At 59.2% G+C, this 19,773-nt stretch carries 16 protein-coding genes; 13 read left to right on the forward strand and 3 right to left on the reverse strand.

Annotation, left to right across the window (positions count from 1 at the left end; all coding sequences use genetic code 11):
* Nucleotides 1-88: 88 nt before the first annotated feature.
* The 8 genes from JF535_RS14500 (at nucleotide 89) to JF535_RS14535 (ending at nucleotide 9,503) form a co-directional block, all read left to right on the forward strand.
* Nucleotides 89-1,135 (forward strand): AAA family ATPase, encoded by a 1,047-nt coding sequence (locus tag JF535_RS14500; RefSeq protein ID WP_422880012.1) that lies wholly within the window; start codon nucleotides 89-91, stop codon nucleotides 1,133-1,135.
* Nucleotides 1,136-1,146: 11 nt separating this feature from the next.
* Nucleotides 1,147-2,166, forward strand: a complete 1,020-nt coding sequence (locus JF535_RS14505) for a DUF58 domain-containing protein (protein WP_207003313.1) — start codon at nucleotides 1,147-1,149, stop codon at nucleotides 2,164-2,166.
* Complete coding sequence (locus JF535_RS14510; protein WP_207003315.1) at nucleotides 2,156-2,710, forward strand: DUF4381 domain-containing protein; 555 nt, start codon at nucleotides 2,156-2,158, stop codon at nucleotides 2,708-2,710. Before JF535_RS14505 ends, JF535_RS14510 begins: the two co-directional genes overlap by 11 nt.
* Nucleotides 2,707-3,717, forward strand: coding sequence for a VWA domain-containing protein (locus JF535_RS14515; RefSeq protein WP_340674186.1), 1,011 nt, complete (start codon nucleotides 2,707-2,709; stop codon nucleotides 3,715-3,717). The genes JF535_RS14510 and JF535_RS14515 overlap by 4 nt, the downstream gene beginning before the upstream one ends.
* A complete protein-coding gene (locus tag JF535_RS14520) occupies nucleotides 3,714-5,384 on the forward strand; it encodes a VWA domain-containing protein (protein WP_207003317.1) in 1,671 nt (556 codons plus the stop codon). Before JF535_RS14515 ends, JF535_RS14520 begins: the two co-directional genes overlap by 4 nt.
* Nucleotides 5,381-6,694, forward strand: coding sequence for a BatD family protein (locus JF535_RS14525; RefSeq protein ID WP_207003319.1), 1,314 nt, complete (start codon nucleotides 5,381-5,383; stop codon nucleotides 6,692-6,694). The genes JF535_RS14520 and JF535_RS14525 overlap by 4 nt, the downstream gene beginning before the upstream one ends.
* A 168-nt stretch (nucleotides 6,695-6,862) precedes the next feature.
* Nucleotides 6,863-7,873 carry an HAD family hydrolase gene (locus JF535_RS14530; RefSeq protein ID WP_207003321.1) on the forward strand — a complete coding sequence of 337 codons (1,011 nt, stop codon included), beginning with the start codon at nucleotides 6,863-6,865 and terminating at the stop codon, nucleotides 7,871-7,873.
* Nucleotides 7,874-7,931: 58 nt separating this feature from the next.
* Nucleotides 7,932-9,503 (forward strand): arylsulfatase, encoded by a 1,572-nt coding sequence (locus tag JF535_RS14535; RefSeq protein ID WP_207003322.1) that lies wholly within the window; start codon nucleotides 7,932-7,934, stop codon nucleotides 9,501-9,503.
* Between the two features lie 75 nt (nucleotides 9,504-9,578).
* Here the strand turns inward: JF535_RS14535 and JF535_RS14540 are convergent, their stop codons facing one another.
* A complete protein-coding gene (locus JF535_RS14540; RefSeq protein WP_207003323.1) occupies nucleotides 9,579-11,570 on the reverse strand; it encodes a DUF3604 domain-containing protein in 1,992 nt (663 codons plus the stop codon).
* 59 nt (nucleotides 11,571-11,629) lie between these two features.
* Nucleotides 11,630-13,150 (reverse strand): arylsulfatase, encoded by a 1,521-nt coding sequence (locus tag JF535_RS14545; protein WP_340674187.1) that lies wholly within the window; start codon nucleotides 13,148-13,150, stop codon nucleotides 11,630-11,632.
* Between the two features lie 284 nt (nucleotides 13,151-13,434).
* Between JF535_RS14545 and JF535_RS14550 the strand changes: the two genes are divergently transcribed.
* Nucleotides 13,435-14,550, forward strand: coding sequence for a cation diffusion facilitator family transporter (locus tag JF535_RS14550; protein WP_207003325.1), 1,116 nt, complete (start codon nucleotides 13,435-13,437; stop codon nucleotides 14,548-14,550).
* Nucleotides 14,551-14,676: 126 nt separating this feature from the next.
* Here JF535_RS14550 and JF535_RS14555 read toward each other — a convergent pair whose 3' ends face one another.
* Nucleotides 14,677-15,000 carry a TfoX/Sxy family protein gene (locus JF535_RS14555; protein ID WP_066963298.1) on the reverse strand — a complete coding sequence of 108 codons (324 nt, stop codon included), beginning with the start codon at nucleotides 14,998-15,000 and terminating at the stop codon, nucleotides 14,677-14,679.
* A gap of 349 nt (nucleotides 15,001-15,349) precedes the next feature.
* Between JF535_RS14555 and JF535_RS14560 the strand changes: the two genes are divergently transcribed.
* Genes JF535_RS14560 through JF535_RS14575 form a run of 4 tightly spaced genes read left to right on the forward strand, consistent with a single transcriptional unit; the run spans nucleotide 15,350 to nucleotide 19,735 of the window.
* On the forward strand, nucleotides 15,350-16,387 hold the full coding sequence (locus JF535_RS14560) for an XdhC family protein (RefSeq protein ID WP_207003326.1): 1,038 nt from the start codon (nucleotides 15,350-15,352) through the stop codon (nucleotides 16,385-16,387).
* Nucleotides 16,381-16,992 (forward strand): nucleotidyltransferase family protein, encoded by a 612-nt coding sequence (locus JF535_RS14565; RefSeq protein WP_207003331.1) that lies wholly within the window; start codon nucleotides 16,381-16,383, stop codon nucleotides 16,990-16,992. The genes JF535_RS14560 and JF535_RS14565 overlap by 7 nt, the downstream gene beginning before the upstream one ends.
* Nucleotides 16,983-17,477, forward strand: coding sequence for a (2Fe-2S)-binding protein (locus tag JF535_RS14570; protein ID WP_207003333.1), 495 nt, complete (start codon nucleotides 16,983-16,985; stop codon nucleotides 17,475-17,477). The genes JF535_RS14565 and JF535_RS14570 overlap by 10 nt, the downstream gene beginning before the upstream one ends.
* On the forward strand, nucleotides 17,474-19,735 hold the full coding sequence (locus JF535_RS14575) for a xanthine dehydrogenase family protein molybdopterin-binding subunit (RefSeq protein WP_207003335.1): 2,262 nt from the start codon (nucleotides 17,474-17,476) through the stop codon (nucleotides 19,733-19,735). The genes JF535_RS14570 and JF535_RS14575 overlap by 4 nt, the downstream gene beginning before the upstream one ends.
* Nucleotides 19,736-19,773 lie beyond the last annotated feature (38 nt).

Raw genomic sequence — 19,773 nt, forward strand, 5'->3', positions numbered from 1 at the left:
GCCCTCTTCCTCAGCTTGCGATCTGCTAGCGTTAATGAGAACAGAAGTATCGATGGCCGGGCGACGATCGATGGCCGGACGAATAACCATGGCCAAGGAAGGAAACGCCATGACCGCAAGGGAACAAATTGCAGCGCTGGAAGACGGTATGGGCCGTACCATTGTCGGCCAGCGGGAGGTTATCCGGCGCCTGATTATCGGCCTGCTGGCCAACGGCAACCTGCTGGTGGAAGGCCTGCCCGGTCTTGCCAAAACCCGCGCCATCAAGGCGCTGGCAAAAAACCTGGAGGCAGATTTCAGCCGCATCCAGTTCACCCCGGACCTGCTGCCGGCGGATGTTACCGGCACCGATATGCTTTACCGCGACGGGGGGAAATCCGAGTTCCGGTTTCACCCGGGCCCGATCTTCGCCAACATCGTCCTCGCCGACGAAATCAACCGCGCCCCGGCCAAAGTGCAATCCGCATTGCTGGAGGCCATGGAAGAGCGCCAAGTCACCGTGGCCGGCAACACCCACAAAATGCCGCCACTGTTTATGGTGATGGCCACCCAGAACCCTATCGAACAGGAGGGCACCTATCCCCTGCCGGAAGCGCAGATGGACCGCTTCCTGATGCACGTGCTCATTACCTACCCACCGGTGCAGGACGAGGTACGGGTGATCGAACTAGTACGCAGTGAGGAGATTGCCGCGGCTCAAAGCAGTGACGATGGCAGTGGCAGTCTCGATGGCAACGCAGCGCAGACTGCAACACCCGCGCCGGCGGCAGAGGTGATTCCGCAACAGGCGATCTTCGACGCGCGCCGGGAAATCGCCGACATCCATGTCTCTGCCGCCATGGCCCGCTATATGGCCGACCTGGTTGCCGCGAGCCGTCACCCCGACAATTTTTCTCCAGAGCTGGCCCGCTGGATTGAGATCGGCGCCAGCCCGCGCGGCTCCATTGCCTTGGATAAAGCCGGGCGTACCAATGCCTGGCTTGAAGGACGGGATTATGTGGACCCGCAGGATATTCACGCGATTATTCACGACTGCCTGCGCCACCGCCTGGGGCTGAGTTTCGAGGCACAGGGTGAGGGCATCACCGCCAACCAGGTGATTGATCAGTTGCTTGAAAACGTCGCCCTGCCCTGACCGCCATCGCTATGTTCAAACCCTTCATACGCCGTCGTAACCGCAGCCGTGCAGGTGTCAACGAAGTCACCGCGCCGGCGACCGCTAACGACCCACGGATTCACGTGGACCTCGCCCACCTGCAGGCGCTGGAGGGCCCAGCGGAAACCCTGAATTTACTGCCGCGACAGCCCGCCCGCAGTGTGCTGGCCGGTCGCCATGGGTCGCACCTGCGCGGGCGCGGGCTGAACTTTGAAGAGCTGCGAGAATACTGGCCATCAGACGATGTACGGGCCATCGATTGGAAAGTCACCGCGCGCACTGGCGAGCCCCATGTGCGCGTGTACAGCGAAGAGCGCGATCGGCCGACGCTGATTGTAGTGGACCAGCGTATGTCGATGTTCTTCGGCACCCGCTACGCAATGAAGTCAGTTACCGCCGCCGAGGCCGCCACCCTCGCCGCTTTCGCGGTGCTCAATCAAGATGATCGCGTCGGCGGCGTTGTGATACGCGACGACGGACTCTACACCCAGCGCCCCAAGCGCAATCGCCGGGCACTGACCCGTTTTGTCAGCGAAATTGCACGCGCCAATAACGCCCTGCACGCCGACACGCCGCCCATCCCCCCAACGTCGCTGGATACGGTGTTACAGGCGGTGGCCCATATCGCCCGCCGCGATCATCTGGTGCTGCTGATCAGCGACTTCGACGTGGTTGGCCCCGCATCCGATCGCCTGCTCGCCGGCCTTGCGCGCCACAACGATGTGATTCTGGTACCGGTAACCGACCCCACCGGTGAAGTCACGCCGACAGATTTTGTCAGCGCCATTTCCGATGGCTATCAGCAGGCCACACTGGATACGGGCAACCGCGAAATCCACGACGCACTGGAGCGGTTCAATCGCGAACGCCACGAGGCGATCCAGCGCTGGCATCGCCGCTACGGTGTTCCGCTGGCACCGCTGTCGGCGGGTGAAGAAACGCTGCCGCAGTTGCGTCGGCTGTTGGGCATGACCACTCCGACGAAGGAGGCGGCACGCTATGCAGGGTGACACGCCACCACCCACGGAGACCACACTACCGGATCTGATCGCGCAGCTGGCACCGCCACCGGTGCCAGAAAGCGTTTCCCTGTGGCCGCAGACACCGCTGGCCCAGCTGTTACTGGGTGCGGTGCTGTTACTATGTCTGTACGTGGCATGGCGGACCTACCGCCATTACCGCGCCAATGCCTACCGGCGGGCGGCCCTCAAGGCATTGCGCCACGCTGGCGACAACCCGGGGGACATTGCTGCCCTGCTGCGCCGCACCGCGCTCGTGGCCTACCCCCGCGCGCAGGTGGCCGGACTCACCGGCGAGCGCTGGCTGGCGTTCCTGAACCGGCAGTATCCGGGCGATGCCTTCCGCAACGACATCGGTGAATCCCTGCTGCGCGGCGCCTACCGCAGCTGCCCGTCAAACCCCGCGCTCACACAGGCGGCGCAAGACTGGATTCGCCATCACCGCCGTGAAATTTTGTTGGCACACACACCGGTAAATCATCCCAAGGCATCGCCCAATACCAAGGCATCGCCCAATCCCGAGGCATCGCCGTGAGCAGCCTGTTCGCCGGTGTCAGCTTTGCCGCGCCCTGGGCCTGGTTGCTCCTGCCCCTGCCATTGCTGGTGTGGTGGCTGGCACCGCCCCACCGCGAGCGCGTACCGGCAATTCGCGTGCCTTTCTTCCAGCGTATCAGCGAGCGCCTGGGGTTAACCCCCAGCGCCGGTGCCATCGTGCGTGGCCGCCGTCTGTGGCAGCTGGTATTCGGCGCGCTCACCTGGTTGCTCCTGGTCACTGCACTGGCGCGCCCGGAGCTGGAAGGTGCGGCGGTGACGCTGCAGAAGCCTGCGCGAGACCTGATTCTCGCGGTGGATATTTCCGGCTCCATGGAGCAAGAAGATTTTGTCGCGGTAAATGGCGCGCGCCAACAGCGCCTCGCGGGTGTCAAACAAGTACTGGCAGAATTTCTCAAAGAGCGCGAGGGCGAACGGGTGGCGCTGATTGTGTTTGGCTCTCGGGCATTCGTACAGGCACCACTCACCACCGACCTCGACACGGTACTCGAGCTGCTGCAGCAGACAGAAGTCGGCATGGCCGGCCCACATACCGCCCTCGGCGATGCCATCGGCCTGGCCATTCGCCAGTTTGAAAGCAGCGAGGTGACGCAGCGGCTGCTGATTTTGTTAAGCGATGGCAGCGATACCGCGAGCCGGATGAGCCCGGTGAATGCCGCCGCCATCGCCGCGCAACGTCAGGTGAAAATACTCACCATCGGTGTCGGTGACCCACAGGGAGAATCAGAGAATAGACTGGATCAGGAAACGCTCACCGCCATTGCCCAGCGCACCGGCGGCGAATTTTATTTCGCCAATGACCAGCAGGCATTGACCCGTGTCTACCAGCAGATAGACGCGCTGGTGCCGAAGAAAATCGACAGCGAAACCTACCGCCCGCATCGCAGCCTTGCCTACTGGCCACTGGGCGCGGCGCTACTGGTGTCACTGCTTGGGTTGGGCCTGCACCTGTTGAGCCGCCGGCACTGGCCACCGGGGGCTACCCCGTGAACACACTCAGCGGCGAACTCTCCGCGTTCGTTAGCGCCTTCCATTTCCTGCGTCCCCTGTGGCTGCTGTTCCTCCCGCTGATACTCATTGTCTGGTGGTGGTTGCGCCGCCCGGGCGACAAGGCGCTGCACACCCGGTTCGCGCATATCGCCCCGCACCTGGCACGCGCGCTCAGCGTGGGAGAACGTCACAAACGACACTGGCCCGTTTTTCTTCCCATCGACAGCCTCGCACTTCTCCTGACGTTACTGGCCCTCGCCACCGCAGGCCCGGCGTGGACGCGGCTGCCCGATCCTTTGATGGCCCGCACTGCACCGCTGGTGGTGGTGATGCAGGTCAATCAAAGCATGACGGAAAAAGACGTCGCGCCCAGCCGTCTGGAGCGCGCCAAACAAAAAGTCTACGACCTGCTGGAGCGCCGCGACGGCGCCCCCACTGCCCTGATCGCCTATGCGGGCACGGCCCACCGGGTGGTGCCGCTCACGGAGGACCAGAACCTGTTGCGGCCGTACGTCGAGGGGTTGGCCGCCGACGTCATGCCAAGGGAAGGCAACAACGCCGCCGGCGCGCTTGAACTGGCAGAACAGGTGCTGAAAAGCGCACAGATGCCCGGCGGTATTCTGTTCCTTACCGACGGCATTGAATCCCGTGAGCTCGATGCCTTCAATCAGCGCGACCGTAACAATGGGCTGGGCTTGCTGATCCTGCTCCCGGGCAACGCGCGTATTCCCGGTGCAGGGCAAGTGAGCGCAGCAAAGGTCTCCCGCGTCACCCCAGACCGCCGCGATATCGACGGCTTCGTGCGCTACTTTGACCGTAGTTTCAAACAGACGCTGGCGCGGGATAAAAACCTGCAGTGGAACGATCGCGGCTGGTGGCTGGCGTGGCCGGCTGCGTTACTGGCATTGCTATGGTTCCGCCGCGGCTGGGCGCTGCAGCAATCCGGCCACGCGCACGCCCAGTCGCGCACCCAGTCGCGCACTGCACATCGAGCCAGTACGGTCGTGTTGATGCTGCTCGCCGGCAGTATCGCGGCAGATTTCTCCCACCCCCGGGCCCGCGCGCAGTCGCCCACGTCGGCGGTGGCCGATAAAGACATACCGCCAGAGAACGCCTTTCTGTCCCGGCTGTTTACTCCCGACCAGCTGGGTCAGTGGCGGATGGGGCGCAAGGAATATGCCCGCGCCGCCAACGCCTTCGTCGATCCCTATCGGCGCGGTTATGCCCAGTACCAGGCGGGTCATTACCAAGATGCCGCCAATACACTGGCCACACTCACCCGCCCGGAAGCCGTATTTACACGCGCGATGGCTCAGGTAAAAAGCGGCCAGTACCAGGATGCGATCGCCGGCTTTAAGCAGGTGTTGCGCATGGATGCGACCTTTCCCGGCGCACAGAAAAACTTGCAGCTCGCGCAGGAAATTCTCGCCTACATACAAAAATCCCGCGGTGATGAGGATGAAAAAGAACAACAGACAGACAGTGATGACGACAGCTACGACAAACAGCAACAGAAGGAAGTCCAGTCGCCGCAAACACCGGGGAATGAAGCACCGGTAAACCCCGAGCAGTGGATGTCGACACTGGACACCAGCACCGGCGAATTCATGAAACAGCGGTTTGCCGCCGAGGTGGCTGCCGGCCAGGCCGGGGGAGACGTACCATGACCGTGTTACCCCGGCACGGGCGTTTGGCAATCGACGGCATGGTCTGGCTACTGTTGACAGTCATCCTCTCATTCATCTTCACACGCGCAGTAACCGTCAGCGCCCAGACAGCCACCGCCAACCCTCCACCAGAGCCTTCGAACAAGCCCATGGTGCAAACGAAGCTGTCGCAATCAGACATCGTGCCCGGGCAGGCGGTCACCCTGCAGATTACCGTACTGGTGCCCACCTGGCTCACCCAGCCACTGGCGTTGCCCTCCCTCGACCGCCCCAATCTCTCGGTCACATTGCCCGAAAAATCCACGGTGTCCACCAGCCAAACCATCAATGGTGCCACCTGGTCCGGGGTTATTCGCGAGTATCAGCTGGTGCCACTGACCCCGGGCACGTTTCAGCTCCCGCCCACTACCCTGGAGGTCCACTACCGCAACCCGGATGGCAATGGTGACCTTATCGCACAAGTCCCGCTCAACGCCGAGGTACTGACGGCGTCGGCGCCGAAGGGCGCAGAAACCCTGAAGCCTTATATTGCCGCCCGTCAATTGACCCTGGAACAACGAATCGAGGGCGACCCGCAAAGCCTGCAACCCGGCGACAGCTTCAGCCGCACGGTCATTGCCACCATTGAAGGCTCCACAGTCATGTTCCTGCCGCAAATGCTGGGCACCACCACCCCCAGTGGCCTCGCCGCCTATGCAGACACCCCCAGCGCTGAAGATGGCGGCACAGGTAATGGCAACAGGGGCACCCGGGTGGAGAAAGTCACCTACGTGGCGGAATCACCGACACGGGGCACGCTACCGGGCATCACCTTGCGATGGTACGACCTCGACGACGGCAGCATTCAAACCAGCACGCTGGACGCCATAGACGTACGCGTAAAAGGCGCCCCCATCACACGCCCGCGCTCGCCGGAGGCCTGGCTAATCACACTGGCACTAGTGGGTGGCCTGGGGTGGCTTGCGTGGCGCTACCTGCCGCCCTTCATCACGCGCATTCGAAAGCGCCTCATCAAACGGCAACAGGCGGATGGCACCGCACAGGTGCGGCAACTACAGTCTGCCATCAAACAGCGCAACTACTCGGCTGCTCTGGCCGCTGCCACCTCCCTGCACAACGACACCGACTACATCCGCTCCGAGATTCCGTCCGCCCTGCTGGCCCTGGGCCGCGCCCAGTATGGCAACACCCCCGCGTCCGCCAGCACCGCGCCGTTATGGCAACGGCTGGAGCTGGCCACGGACGCCTTCGCGGCGAGGCGTCGCTCGCGCAAGGACCGGCAGGCACTCCCCCCAATGAACCCGTCCTGAGCAGGCCAAAGCGGCGGCATAATCGAAAAAACCGACAAGTCATTCCCCAACCCCGCTGCTTATGAAAAAAAAATATCACGCCCCAACCGCTGGGATGAATAAGGCGAGCTAAGGTTTAAAAAGCACTGTTTCGCCCGTGCACTTCACTGCCGTACTTTGGGAAGTTCTATGCGTTTTGTGAATGTTTTTCCCCGACTGGTCTGCGCTGGCCTGCTGCTACTGCTCAGCACGGCTCTAATCAGCACCAGCGCCCACGCCGACCCGTTGCCCTCCTGGCAGGATGGCCCCACCAAGCAGGCCATTGTCGACTTTGTCGATAAGGTCACCAAGAAGGGTTCCCCGGACTTCGTACCCCCCAACGAGCGGATCGCAACCATCGACAACGACGGCACCCTCTGGTCGGAGCAGCCCGCCTATTTCCAGCTGTTTTACGCCATCGACCGGGTAAAGGAGCTTGCGCCAAAGCATCCGGAATGGAAAACCCAGGAGCCGTTCGCCTCGATTCTCAAGGGGGATATGAAAGGTGCCCTGGCGGGCGGTGAAAAAGGCCTTCTGGAAATCGTTGCCGCAACCCACGGCAACATCACCACCGAGGAATTCAACAAGAGCGTCAAGCGCTGGCTGAAAACTGCGAAACATCCCACCAAGAAACAGCCCTACACCACCCTGGTATTCCAGCCCATGCTGGAATTACTGGACTACCTGCGTGCGAACGGATTTAAAACCTTCATTGTATCCGGCGGCGGCATTGATTTTGTGCGGGTTTTTTCCGAGGAAGTTTACGGCATTCCCCCAGAGCAGGTGGTCGGCAGCAGCCTCAAGGCCCGCTACGAAGTGCGCGATGGTAAACCGGTTCTGGTAAAGCTCCCGGATATCTACCTGATCGATGACAAGGAGGGCAAGCCAGTGGGCATTCACCAGATCATCGGGCGCAAGCCAATATTTGTCGCCGGCAATTCCGACGGCGACTACCAGATGCTGGAGTGGGCCACCGCCGGTGACGGCCCGCGCTTCGGCATGATCGTGCACCACACGGATGCCGAACGCGAGTGGGCCTATGACCGCAACTCCCCCATCGGCAAGCTGAACAAGGCGCTCGATGACGCCGGCAAAAAAGGCTGGACCCTGGTCGACATGAAAAGTGACTGGAAAGTTGTGTTCCCCTCAGACAAGCAATGACCTTACCGGCTCACCACCAACCGGATTCTCAATGAACTCAAGCCACAGGAGTACGTCCATGAAGACACTCAGTTTACGGCAACTACTCAAGGTGCCGCTGTCCATCACCGCCGCCGCCCTGCTGTCGGTGTGCCACACCGCCGCCCAGGCCCAGGAAAAACCCAATATCCTGGTGATCTGGGGCGATGATATCGGCGTGTGGAATATCAGCCACAACAGTCGCGGCATGATGGGCTACAAAACCCCGAATATTGACCGCATTGCCAAAGAAGGCCTGTCATTCACGGATTACTACGGTCAGCAATCGTGTACCGCAGGACGCGCCGCCTTTGTCGGCGGCAATGTGCCCATTCGCACCGGCATGACCAAGGTCGGGCTCCCCGGCGCCAAAGAAGGCTGGCAGGAAACCGATGTCACCGTCGCCACGGTGATGAAGAGCCTGGGCTACGCCACCGGCCAGTTTGGCAAAAACCATTTCGGTGACCGGGATGAACACCTGCCCACCAACCACGGTTTCGATGTGTTCTTTGGCAACCTCTACCATTTGAATGCGGAGCAGGAACCAGAGAACCGCGACTATCCGAAGATGCCGGAGTTTCGCAAAAAATTTGGGCCCCGCGGTGTAATCAAGGCCTCCGCCGATGGCAAGATTGAAGATACTGGCCCGCTCACCATGAAGCGGATGGAAACCGTGGATGAGGAAACCCTCGCTGCGGCCATGGACTTTATCAAACAACAGGCCAATGCCGGCAAGCCCTTCTTTGTGTGGTGGAATGCCACTCGCATGCACTTCCCCACTTATGTGAAGGAAGCGCACAAAAACCTGGCCGGCCCGCAAAGCAATATGTATGCCGATGGCATGGTGGAGCACGACCAGCATGTGGGAAAACTGCTGGATCTTTTGGATGAACTGAAGATCGCAGACAACACCATCGTGTTCTACTCCACCGACAACGGCCCCCACTTCAATACCTGGCCGGATGCGGGTACTACCATCTTCCGCAGTGAGAAAAACTCCAACTGGGAAGGAGCCTATCGGGTACCGGCCTTTGTGCGCTGGCCTGGCAAGTTTCCCGCGGGCGTAACCCTGAACGGCATCGTCGGCCACGAGGACTGGTTGCCGACATTCGCCGCAGCGGCCGGTAATACGAAGATCAAGGATCAACTGCTGAAAGGCGTGAACCTGAACGGCCGCAAGTACCGCAACTATATCGACGGTACCAATATGCTGGACTACTTCACCGGCAAAACCGAGGAGCCGCCGCGCAAGCAGTTCATTTACGTCAACGACGATGGCCAGATTGTCGCCATGCGCTACGATGCGTGGAAAGCGGTCTTCCTGGAAAACCGTGGCAAGGCCTTTGGGGTATGGATGGAGCCCTTCACCGAACTGCGTGTGCCACTGATTTTCAATCTGCGCCGCGACCCAATGGAGCGCGCCCAGCACAATGCTAACGGCTACTACAACTGGCTGATCGACCGTGCCTTTGTACTGGTCCCCTTGCAGAAAATGGCCGCTGACTTCCTCACGACCATGAAAGACTATCCCCCGAGCCAGACCCCGGGCTCGTTTAACCTCAAGAAAATTGAGGAGCAGTTGAAACAGGGGACGGATGGCGTTACCCATTAACCAACCGCAATCCCAACCCTGAAAACAAAAAAGGCCCCATATTTGGGGCCTTCTTTGTTTAACGCATCATCGTGATTACGGCGTATACCAGATCGGGCTGGAAAAGGCGCGCTCCTGGTGAACCAGGGGCACTTTCTTGTCCATCTCAAGTTCGTTTCTTACCTTGTCATACAGCGTCCAGCGCGGCGTGGGAATCTGCAGCACCCGCACGTAGTACACCGCCTTGTGCTGTGGATTAAAATCCTTGTCTTCGAAATAGCCGATCAACTGCGCATCGCCGATATCATTGGTGTACTCGGCGGTTTTCAAGTCGACGGTATCTCCCACATGCTGAATGTGGCCCTGGGTATCCATTTTCCGGTTGCCGGACCATTCCACGTTGTACACTTTTTCATGGGTTTTGCCTTTTCCGTCCACCCACCCCTTGATGATCTGGATGCGATCCAGGTTCGCGCCTTCCGGATCTTTCATCGCTGCCACCAGAAACCTGATCCGTTTATTGCCTACGCCACCCTTTAGCTTGCCACCCATGGGAACACCCTTGGCGTAGCCCACTTGAGCCAGGTCGCCGCTGGTGTCTTCTTCCGAGAAATCAAAACCACCAAAAAAGCGCAGGGTCATACGCGGGCCGGTGGTGGCGAAGGTTTCCTTGCGCATCATCGCGTCCCAGATGGCTTCGCGGGTATTTTCGGTGGCCCATACACCCATGACACCAGACGCCGCCATTTCCCAGCCCATGTAGGTATCGGTGGGACCGCTCAACAGCGGAAAATCCCAGCGCGTCTTATTGCTCGGTTCCAGGGTTTTGAACTTGCCGAAAAAATTGTCTTCGTCCGGCGTCGACAATCCGGTATGAGTATCGGTTGCCGCATTCACTCCGTACTGGAAAGGATTGGTGCCCAGCTCGTCTTCAAGGCGCATTCCCGCCTTGAGAGCCGGGCGCCAGTATTCATATTGGAGAGAACCGGGTGGCTTGGGTTTCAGAATCAGGTTACCGCGGTCCCACAGGTCCCAGTCCGCAAATTCGTCCTCCGGAGAAAGGCTGGGGTGGGATTCACTCTGCCCCTTGATCTGGGTGACTTCATACAGTGGCTCGTAGCGGGCGCGCATTTCGGCCCATTCTTTGGTCATCGGCGAGCCGTCAAAGCGCTTTTCCTCGAACATGCGGCCATTCGACATATTGCCGTTGTGGGGAATGGCCAGTACACGGCCACCGGTCTTGTCTTCGTAGGCCTTCATCCAGCCCCAGAGTTTCTCCGGGTCCTGGGTTTCAAAGGTTGTCAGCGGTAACAGGCTACGGGTTTTACTGGCGTCATCGCGAAAAATCACATTGCGATGCAGGTTATCCCCGCCATCGGCGTTGACCGTCCACTCGTAGGCAATGAAGGTGGTGAATTCGCCGGGTTTATAATACTTCTCTGCCGCATCCACGGTTTTTTCCCAGGCGGACTTCATCCATTTGGGGTCCATCACGGCCTTGGGCAAGCGGCCCTCAGACTGCATGACAATCAGTTCGCTCTTGGCGGCAGCCGCCTGTTTCTCGTCGCCGGAATTCAGCGCTTCATTCCACTTTTTCAGGGTGGCATCCGCCATCATCTCAGGGTTGCCCGCAACCAGCTCGTTGATCACCCCCATGCCATCGGAGTGATCAGTGATCATGAACCAGTCGTAAGGCCGCGCGAGCTTAGCACTCAGGCCACTGTTGGATTTCACCTCCTCGCCGAGGGCAAAGCGGTAGGCATCCTCCGGCGTGAGAATGGCACCATCCATCCCCGCATCGGCAGACCAGCCCGTGTGCACGTGGGAGTCACCAAAGAAGGCCTGCGTAGGATAGGACATGCTGCCACTTCCGGCGGTTTGCGCGGAGCGCGAAGCCGGCGCTGTGCCGTCCGCATCCGATGCCCGAGGTTCTGAGGAGCCGTACTCTTCCTCGATCAGAACCTCACCTTTCCCGCCGGCGGCATCAGCGGCGCTTTCCTTTTGCCTTTCTCGCTCGCCGTCGCCGCCACAGGCAGACAATGCAATCGCAGTAGCCAATAACGACAGGGTCAATCCATGCTTATACATATCTACCTTCCTTGGTAATCGATTTTTTCACTCTGTTACCATGCCTTGAGACACAAAAACTAGCGCTGCTGGTGCGCAAGTGCGTTGATCAGCTTGCTGATTTCACCAACCTGAACCGACATGCTTTCCTGCACCGGTGGATACTTCTCAAAACTCTTGACGAATTTTCCGATTTGCTCACCTGCCGGCCCCAGGGTCCAGCTGCGGTTTTCCGCCCACTCGTCATAGCCCCGAGCATCGATAAAGCGCTCAAACGGATCCAGCTTAAGGTTGATGATGTAGGGCGTAGTCAGTGGTATCTGGGTGCCGCGAAACCATTCTTCTTGCTCCACAAATAAAAATTTCCAGTCGCCATGTCGCATGCCATGAAAGGTGGTTTCGGTGAAGTAGTAGAATTCTTTGCGCTTGGTCTTTCCCTGATTCAGCAGTATGTCAGTCTGGTCATAACCGTCGAGGTGTACCTTGAAACGCCTATCGCCAATCTTGGCCCCCGAGAGGAGATTTTCTTTGAGGTCTTTATCACCAACAATGGCCATGATGGTGGGCACCCAGTCTTCCATGGCCATGAATTCGCCAGTGGATACGCCGGCGGGAATGTGCCCTTTCCATTTCACCAGCATCGGTACGCGGAAACCGCCTTCCCAGCCGCCAACACCTTTTTCCCCGTGAAATGGCTGGTTTCCACCATCCGGCCAGGAATTTGACGCAGCACCATTGTCAGTGGAAAACATGACCAGGGTATTATCTGCCACATCCAGTTGGTCGAGGAGGTCCAGCAGTTCGCCTACGTCGTCATCCAGTTCCATCATGCCGTCGGCGTAAATACCGTACCCACTTTTTCCCAGGTATTCCCTGGTCAGGTTGGTGCGATAGTGCATGCGTGTGGTGTTGTGCCATACGAAAAACGGCTTGCCGGCCTTTACCGCGTCGGTAATAAAGCGCTTGGACTGTTCAAGCACCTCCTGATCCAGGTTGCGCTGGCGCTCCTGCCCCCAGGTACCCAAGTCCTTGATGTCCTGCTTGCCGTTGGCAAGGGCTTTCGAGTGAATAACACCGCGCATTTTCAGCCCATATTTTTTCTGGACTTCTGGATCTTTCGGATAATCGTACTGCTCTGGATATTCACCGGCGTTCAGGTGGTAAAGAATGCCAAAGAATTCATCAAAACCATGATTGGTGGGCAGGTGCTCGTCCCGGTCACCCAGGTGGTTTTTACCGAACTGGCCGGTGATGTAACCCTGTGCTTTTAGCATTGCTGCCAGGGTTGGCGTCTCCTCTTTCAGGCCCTGCTCAGCACCAGGCAGCCCCACGGTACTAAGACCGATGCGCATGGGATACTGGCCGGTAATAAAAGACGCACGACCGGCGGTGCAGGAGGCGTGCGCATAGTGATCCATAAAAATCATGCCTTCACTGGCGATGCGATCGATATTCGGTGTAGAACCACCCATCATTCCCCGGTGGTAAGCACTGATATTCCACATGCCCACATCATCGCCCCAGATAATGAGAATATTTGGTTTGTTGGCATCCTGCGCCTGCGCAAGTGAAAAACACGACAGCAGCACAATATAAAGCACTGCATGAACGGCATTCCTCATCGGTAACCTCGACCTAAACTTGTTGTATCCAAAGACAATGACGCCTGCTGATCCGGTGTAGGGAATTTGGCCTTGGAAGTATAGGCATAGAATGCATGCGGACTTTCGCGATGGCATCCAAGGCTTCACCGTGTACTGTACCCAGAGGAATAGAGGTGTACCCGGAGGAATAAACGGTTACTGGACCACTCGCAGGGCTAAACTTTCATTCCAATATACGCAATCCAGCTCAGCACCAAGGATCAAGCAAACAAGGCGATTTCATGGCACAGGGTTCAAAAAAGGCTGTCCTATACGCGATTTCCGTCAACGCCATCATCACGGTGTTAAAAGGTATCGCCGCCGTGGCGACACATTCCGCCGCCATGATGAACGAGGCGGTGCACAGCCTGATGGATACACTGAACCAGGTGTTCCTGCTGATGGGCATCCGGCGCGGAAGCCGCCCGGCAGACACCCAGTACGCCTTTGGCCATGGGCAGAAAAAGTATCTGTGGAATCTGTGGAGTGCGATTGGCCTGTTTTCCATCGGTTGCGGTCTGGGCCTAGCCCACGCCTGGCATGCATGGCAAAACCTCGCGCACTTTGAGCGCCCGGAGACCATTACACTGCTCGGCCTCGACATCGCGCCCATCTGGATTTCCGCCGCAGTACTGACCATCGCTTTTTTACTGGAAGGCTATGTGCTGCTCATTGCTGGCAAAGAGTTTTTTTCCCGCATGCGCGCCGAAGGCAGGCGCAATCCCTTCCGCTATCTGGTGGATGCCGATGACCCGACCCTGATCGCGGTCCTGCTCGAGGACTCCATCGCGGTTACCGGCGTCATCCTCGCGGCCACCGGTATTGGCATGACCCAGTCTACCGGCAACCCCATGTGGGACATCGGCTTTTCGGTTGCGATTGCGCTGATGCTCGGGCTGACGGCGATTTTCCTCGGCATGATCAACATGCGCTATCTCACGAATATTCGCGACAAAGACGCCGAGCGTGCCTTCCATGAAATCATCAAGCACCACCGGGAAGTCGAGGGCTACCACGATCTGCGATCGACGATTGTGGATGACACCCACACGGTCGTCGTGGCGGAAATCGAGTTAAGGGAGGAGGTGTTGATGCGGGGCATGCGCGAGCGTATTGCTGCCCACGAGCGACAGCTACTGGACCGCGTCCCGGAGCACCGGCGCACCGAGGCGGTACTGGAATACGCGGAAACCCGCGCGATTGTTCAGGCCACCCTGGAGGCGACCGAGGAATTGATTGACGAGCTGGAAGCAGAGCTCAAGCAGCGCTGCCCCCGGGTATTCCACCTCACCATCGAAATAGACGGTATTGCGCCACCGTCCAAACTCGACACGCCGGAACAATTAACTCAGCCTTAGCCCCTTCGACTCCAGATACCAGTGCGTCAACTCAGCACCCGGCCCTTGTGGTCAGGTGCGAGGCGCGCTAGTGACGACTGGGTTAAGCGAGTACTTTGAGCGAGCCATTTCAGCGAGCGCGGACAGTCACTTGGGTGGCAGGGAACCGGCGAATTCCGCACCGCGATTGACCCAGCCATCCAGATCTTCGGCGATGGCATCTTCCTCCACATACACCATGCCCTTGAGCGGACGCCCGGTGTAGTCCATCGGCCGGGTATAGCGTTCGCCCAGTGCCGCCTGGTAATTGTCTGGCCCCACCCGCACCATCAGCTCCTCGCCGATAACGCCGCAGGCCATGTTGCCATTCAGCATAAATGCCAAACCGCCGAACATCTGTTTCTCCGACAGGCCATCACTGGGCGTCAGAAGTTCGCGTACCTTTTCTGCCAGCTTTTCGTCATATGCCATTGTCCTGCTCCTTGCTTGACTCTGCTCGAAAACTTAACCGCGCTTCCATCAGACATTACTGATAGAGGCCGTTGTGATTTTTTCAGGCAGACTGGACGCATTTTCAGGGAACGACGAGCAGAGAAAATGTGCAGGTACTCCGAATTCCCCTTCAGCAAAAAGCAACATCAAGCGCTGATCTCAGAACCAGTCCGCAAATGCGCGAGATTCATTTTTTAGAATTTTTTCCGCATTTATTGTTCTAAGTGTAGCAAACATTCCGGATTTTTCCGGTCGAGGATGCAGAAACCGGAGGGCTGGGGTAGCATGTTTTGATACCCGCATAAAAAACAACGCTAACCAGGGTTCCATGGCCAATCAGATACAAGCACTGCTCGACATCTGGCATACCGACCGCAACAGTCGCCAGTGGGTTCTCGGCACGATTTACCAAACCTCCGGTCCCTGTTACCGCAAGGCCGGGGCCATGATGCTGTTTGACGACCTGGGAAAATATTACGGTCTGCTCAGCGGCGGCTGCCTGGAGGCAGATATCCAGCGTCATGCACAGCAGGTGCTCAGCACGGGAAAATCCAAAACCCTGTGCTACGACGGCAGTGATGAAGACGACTTTGCCTTCAAGCTGGGAATCGGCTGCGGCGGCACCGTATTCATCCTGCTGCAGCCGGTGCTGCCGGAGAATGACTACCTCAAACTCGAGCAACTGCGCAACAGGCTGCGCGACGGCCACCCATGCGGCTATTTGCAGAAAATCCCCGACAATGGCGAGACCGAGACTGCCATTACCGACGCCCGCCAGTCCGGGCTAAATGGTCGCGCCAGGTTGCTGGAAACGGCGGACGGCAACTGGCTAGAGACGCCCCTGTGCCCGGCTCCGCATATCCTGATTGTCGGCGCGGGTGTCGATGCCCGCCCCATGGCGCAACTGTGCCACAGCCAGGGTTGGCAGGTCAGCCTGTGCGACCCCCGCACAGCCAATGCGCGCCAGGCGTACTTTCCGCAGTGCCGACTCTATCCCTGCCACCCGGAGGCTCTTCCATCACAGCTGGCACTGCCACAGTTAGATGCCGCCATTGTCATGAGCCACAACCTCGAGCTGGATGCGGCCGCATTGCGGGTGCTGTGTGGCCTGCCGCTCAAATACCTCGGGCTGTTGGGGCCGGTCTCGCGCCGAGATCGGGTGCTGGCTCTGGCCGGCATTGAGCTCGAAGCCCTTAATCGCGCGCTGGCGGTTCCCTTGCGGGCCCCCATTGGGTTGAACCTTGGCGGCGAACTGCCAGAGAGCATTGCCCTCGCCACCTGTGCCGAGTTGCACGCGGTACTGCACCACGCCGATGGCAAAAGCATGACCAGACCATCTTCCAACATGGAAGTGATTACATGCTGAAGGAGTCTGCGCGCCCATCGATCAAACCGCTAATCCAGCCGATCATCCTTGCCGCTGGCGCCTCGCGGCGCTTTGGTAGCTGCAAGCTACTGCAGAGTGTGCGTGGGCAAACACTGCTGGAGCGCTGTGTAGAGAGCCTGAGTGACACCGATCTGCCGCCCCCCATCATTGTCAGCGGCGCCTGGCACACGCAACTGCGTGATCGGCACCCGACGCTGACGCTGGTGGAGAACCCGCACTGGCAGGCGGGCATGGGCAGCTCCCTTGCTTTTGGTATACGCCAGGTGCCGGATACATGCGATGCCGTGCTCATGCTGCTGGCAGACCAGCCCGCGGTCACCGGCAGGGATCTTCAAAACCTGATCACTGCCTTTACCCGGCGCGCGCGCATCACCTGCAGTGTCTACCGCGGTCACCACGGTGTACCGGCAATTTTCCCCCGTCGCACCTTCCCCCTGCTACACAACCTGCAGGGCGATCAGGGTGCACGCGCCCTGCTGCGCGACCCCCAGACCCCGCTCAACCGTGTACCGCTACCCGGTGGAAGCATCGACATCGACACCCAGCAAGACTGGCAAGCTTATGGAGAACAACTATGCAGATAACCGTTAACGGCTCCACCCACCAGCTCGATGTAGACGAAGATATGCCACTACTGTGGGCATTGCGCGACGAGCTGAACATGACCGGCACTAAATTCGGCTGCGGCAAAGGGCTTTGCGGTGCCTGTACCATTCATCTCGATGGACAGGCGGTGCGCTCCTGCTTAACCCCGGTTGGCGCAGCGGTGGGGAAATCAATCACCACCATTGAGGGGCTATCCAAAGACGGCAAGCACCCACTGCAAAAGGCCTGGATAGAACACGGTGTCCCCCAGTGTGGTTACTGCCAGTGCGGCCAGATCATGAGCGCCGCCGCACTACTGGCAAGAAATGCCAGCCCGAGCGATACGGAAATTGACAATGCCATGAGCGGCAACCTGTGTCGCTGCGGCACCTATCCGCGCATCAAGATCGCAATAAAAAGCGCGGCCAGCCAGAGCGCGGCTTTTTACAATGCCGATGACACCACCGAGGAGGCTACATCATGAGCCAGAAGAGCATTGAAAATGTCGATCGCCGCCGCTTCCTCAGGTTAACCGGGCTCACCGCCAGCGGCCTGGTCCTCGGCGCTGCGCTGCCAAACACGCAACCGCTGTGGGCACAGAGCAGCACTGCTCACCAGGAACTCAATCTGTTCGTGGGAATCAACCCGGACGATACCGTATCCATAGTCTGCCACCGCTCGGAAATGGGCCAGGGCATTCGCACCGGCCTACCCCAGGTGGTGGCGGACGAGATGGAAGCCGACTGGGCCAAGGTAAAAGTGATTCAGGGCCTGGGCGACAAGCGCTACGGCAGCCAGAACACCGATGGCTCGCGCAGCATCCGTAGGTTTTACGACACCATGCGCAACATGGGTGCCAGTGCGCGCAGCATGCTCGAGTCCGCAGCGGCACAAGAGTGGCAGGTACCGGCGTCGGAATGTGCCGCCAGCAACCATACCGTCGTGCACACTCCCAGCGGCCGTAAACTGCGCTTTGGCGAGCTGGCCGAGCGCGCTGCCCAGCAGCCGGTGCCCGACGAAAGCACGCTGCGGCTAAAGAGCAGTGATCAGTTCAACTATATCGGCAAGTCGGTCAAGAACTACGATACGCCGGACATGGTGATGGGCAAGGCGAGATACGGCCAAGATGTCCAGCTCGACGACATGCTGATTGCCACCATCGAACGCAGCCCGGTTCTGGGCGGCAAGATCGCGAAGCTCGATGACCGTGCTGCGCGCAAGGTAAAAGGCGTTGTCGCCATCGAACGTCTTGAAATTGCCACCGAACCGCCGGTTTTCAACCCCCTGTCCGGGGTGGCCGTCGTTGCCCGCAACACCTGGAGCGCCCTCAAGGGGCGGGAAAAACTCGCGATTCAATGGAGTGAATCCCCGCACCAGCAACACAACAGCGCGAGCTATCTCGACACCCTGCGCTCACGGGTGCAGAAACCCGGCAAACGGGTCACCGGTCGCGGCGACCTGGATGCCACTCTGCAAAACGCCGACCAGGTATACAAGGCGAACTACTCGGTGCCCTACCTCGCCCACGCCACCATGGAACCGCCCGCCGCGACTGCCGTGGTCAATAGCGATGGCTGCGAAGTATGGAGCTGTGTACAGGACCCACAGTCAGTCCAGCAGCATGTGGCCAATGCGCTGAAGATCAAGCCGGAGCAGGTTCGGGTCAACGTGACCCTGTTAGGTGGCGGCTTCGGGCGCAAGTCCAAGCCAGACTTTGTGATCGAGGCCGCACTGCTTGCGAAAAAACTGGGCAAACCGGTGAAGGTGGTGTGGAGCCGCGAGGACGATATCCGCCACGATTTTTACCACGCCATCAGTGCCGCGCACTTCGAGGCGGCGATGGACAAGCAGGGCAATGTCACCGGCTGGCTACAGCGCACGGCCTTCCCGTCGATTTCCGGAACCTTCAGCGCCGGCGTTGAGCACCCCTCCTCCGGCGAGCTGGATCTCGGCTTCACCGACCTACCCTATAACATCGAGCATTACCGCACCGAAACCGCCCCAGCGGAATATCACACCCGCATTGGGTGGCTGCGCTCGGTGTGCAATATTCAGAACGCGTTTGGCGTGTGCAGTTTCGCCGACGAACTGGCGCACACCGCAGGTAAAGCACCCGATACTTTCCTGATGCAATTGATTGGCCCGGATCGCCTGGACGATCCCAGCGAAGGTGAATACAAATACGGAAATTACGGCGAACCACTAGAAAAATTCCCCCTGGATACGGCGCGCCTCAAGCATGTACTGCAGCGCGCGGCAAAGAAAGCCCGGCTGACTCCGCGATCTGCACAAGCGGATGATAGCGGCGAAGCCTGGGGTATCGCGGTGCACCGCAGCTTCCTGTCCTATGTCGCCGTTGCCAGCAAAGTGCGTGTGACAGGAGATAAACTTGAGGTACTGGAAATGCACTGCTGTGCGGATGTGGGGCTGGCCGTGAACCCGGACCGTGTTGTATCGCAAATGGAGGGCTCAATGATTTTCGCCCTGAGCCTCGCTTTAATGGGAGAAATCACCATGCAGGATGGGGCCGTCAATAACGGTAATTTTGACAGCTACCCCCTGCTGCGTATCAACCAGAGCCCGAACATCACCGTGGATATCGTCGAATCCACGGCAGCACCCGCCGGGGTTGGCGAGCCGGGCGTACCGCCGGTAGCGCCCAGCATTGCCAACGCGATTTTTGCCGCGAGTGGCCAGCGGATCCGGGACCTTCCGATCAACAAGCACCTGACTCTCGCCTGACCACTGGCGTAAAACCAATACTCGCCACAAAAAAGCCC

Source organism: Microbulbifer salipaludis, assembly GCF_017303155.1.
GTDB classification, from domain to species: Bacteria; Pseudomonadota; Gammaproteobacteria; order Pseudomonadales; family Cellvibrionaceae; genus Microbulbifer; species Microbulbifer salipaludis.

Excerpts from the sequence above, each read along its gene's own strand:
- JF535_RS14565 (WP_207003331.1), top strand. The coding sequence starts at position 16,381 with ATGCTGAAGGAGTCTGCGCGCCCATCGATCAAACCGCTAATCCAGCCG.
- JF535_RS14530 (WP_207003321.1), top strand. The coding sequence starts at position 6,863 with ATGCGTTTTGTGAATGTTTTTCCCCGACTGGTCTGCGCTGGCCTGCTG.
- JF535_RS14535 (WP_207003322.1), top strand. The coding sequence starts at position 7,932 with ATGAAGACACTCAGTTTACGGCAACTACTCAAGGTGCCGCTGTCCATC.
- JF535_RS14555 (WP_066963298.1), bottom strand. The coding sequence starts at position 15,000 with ATGGCATATGACGAAAAGCTGGCAGAAAAGGTACGCGAACTTCTGACG.
- JF535_RS14550 (WP_207003325.1), top strand. The coding sequence starts at position 13,435 with ATGGCACAGGGTTCAAAAAAGGCTGTCCTATACGCGATTTCCGTCAAC.
- JF535_RS14575 (WP_207003335.1), top strand. The coding sequence starts at position 17,474 with ATGAGCCAGAAGAGCATTGAAAATGTCGATCGCCGCCGCTTCCTCAGG.
- JF535_RS14510 (WP_207003315.1), top strand. The coding sequence starts at position 2,156 with ATGCAGGGTGACACGCCACCACCCACGGAGACCACACTACCGGATCTG.
- JF535_RS14570 (WP_207003333.1), top strand. The coding sequence starts at position 16,983 with ATGCAGATAACCGTTAACGGCTCCACCCACCAGCTCGATGTAGACGAA.
- JF535_RS14505 (WP_207003313.1), top strand. The coding sequence starts at position 1,147 with ATGTTCAAACCCTTCATACGCCGTCGTAACCGCAGCCGTGCAGGTGTC.
- JF535_RS14540 (WP_207003323.1), bottom strand. The coding sequence starts at position 11,570 with ATGTATAAGCATGGATTGACCCTGTCGTTATTGGCTACTGCGATTGCA.
- JF535_RS14560 (WP_207003326.1), top strand. The coding sequence starts at position 15,350 with ATGGCCAATCAGATACAAGCACTGCTCGACATCTGGCATACCGACCGC.
- JF535_RS14500 (WP_422880012.1), top strand. The coding sequence starts at position 89 with ATGGCCAAGGAAGGAAACGCCATGACCGCAAGGGAACAAATTGCAGCG.
- JF535_RS14525 (WP_207003319.1), top strand. The coding sequence starts at position 5,381 with ATGACCGTGTTACCCCGGCACGGGCGTTTGGCAATCGACGGCATGGTC.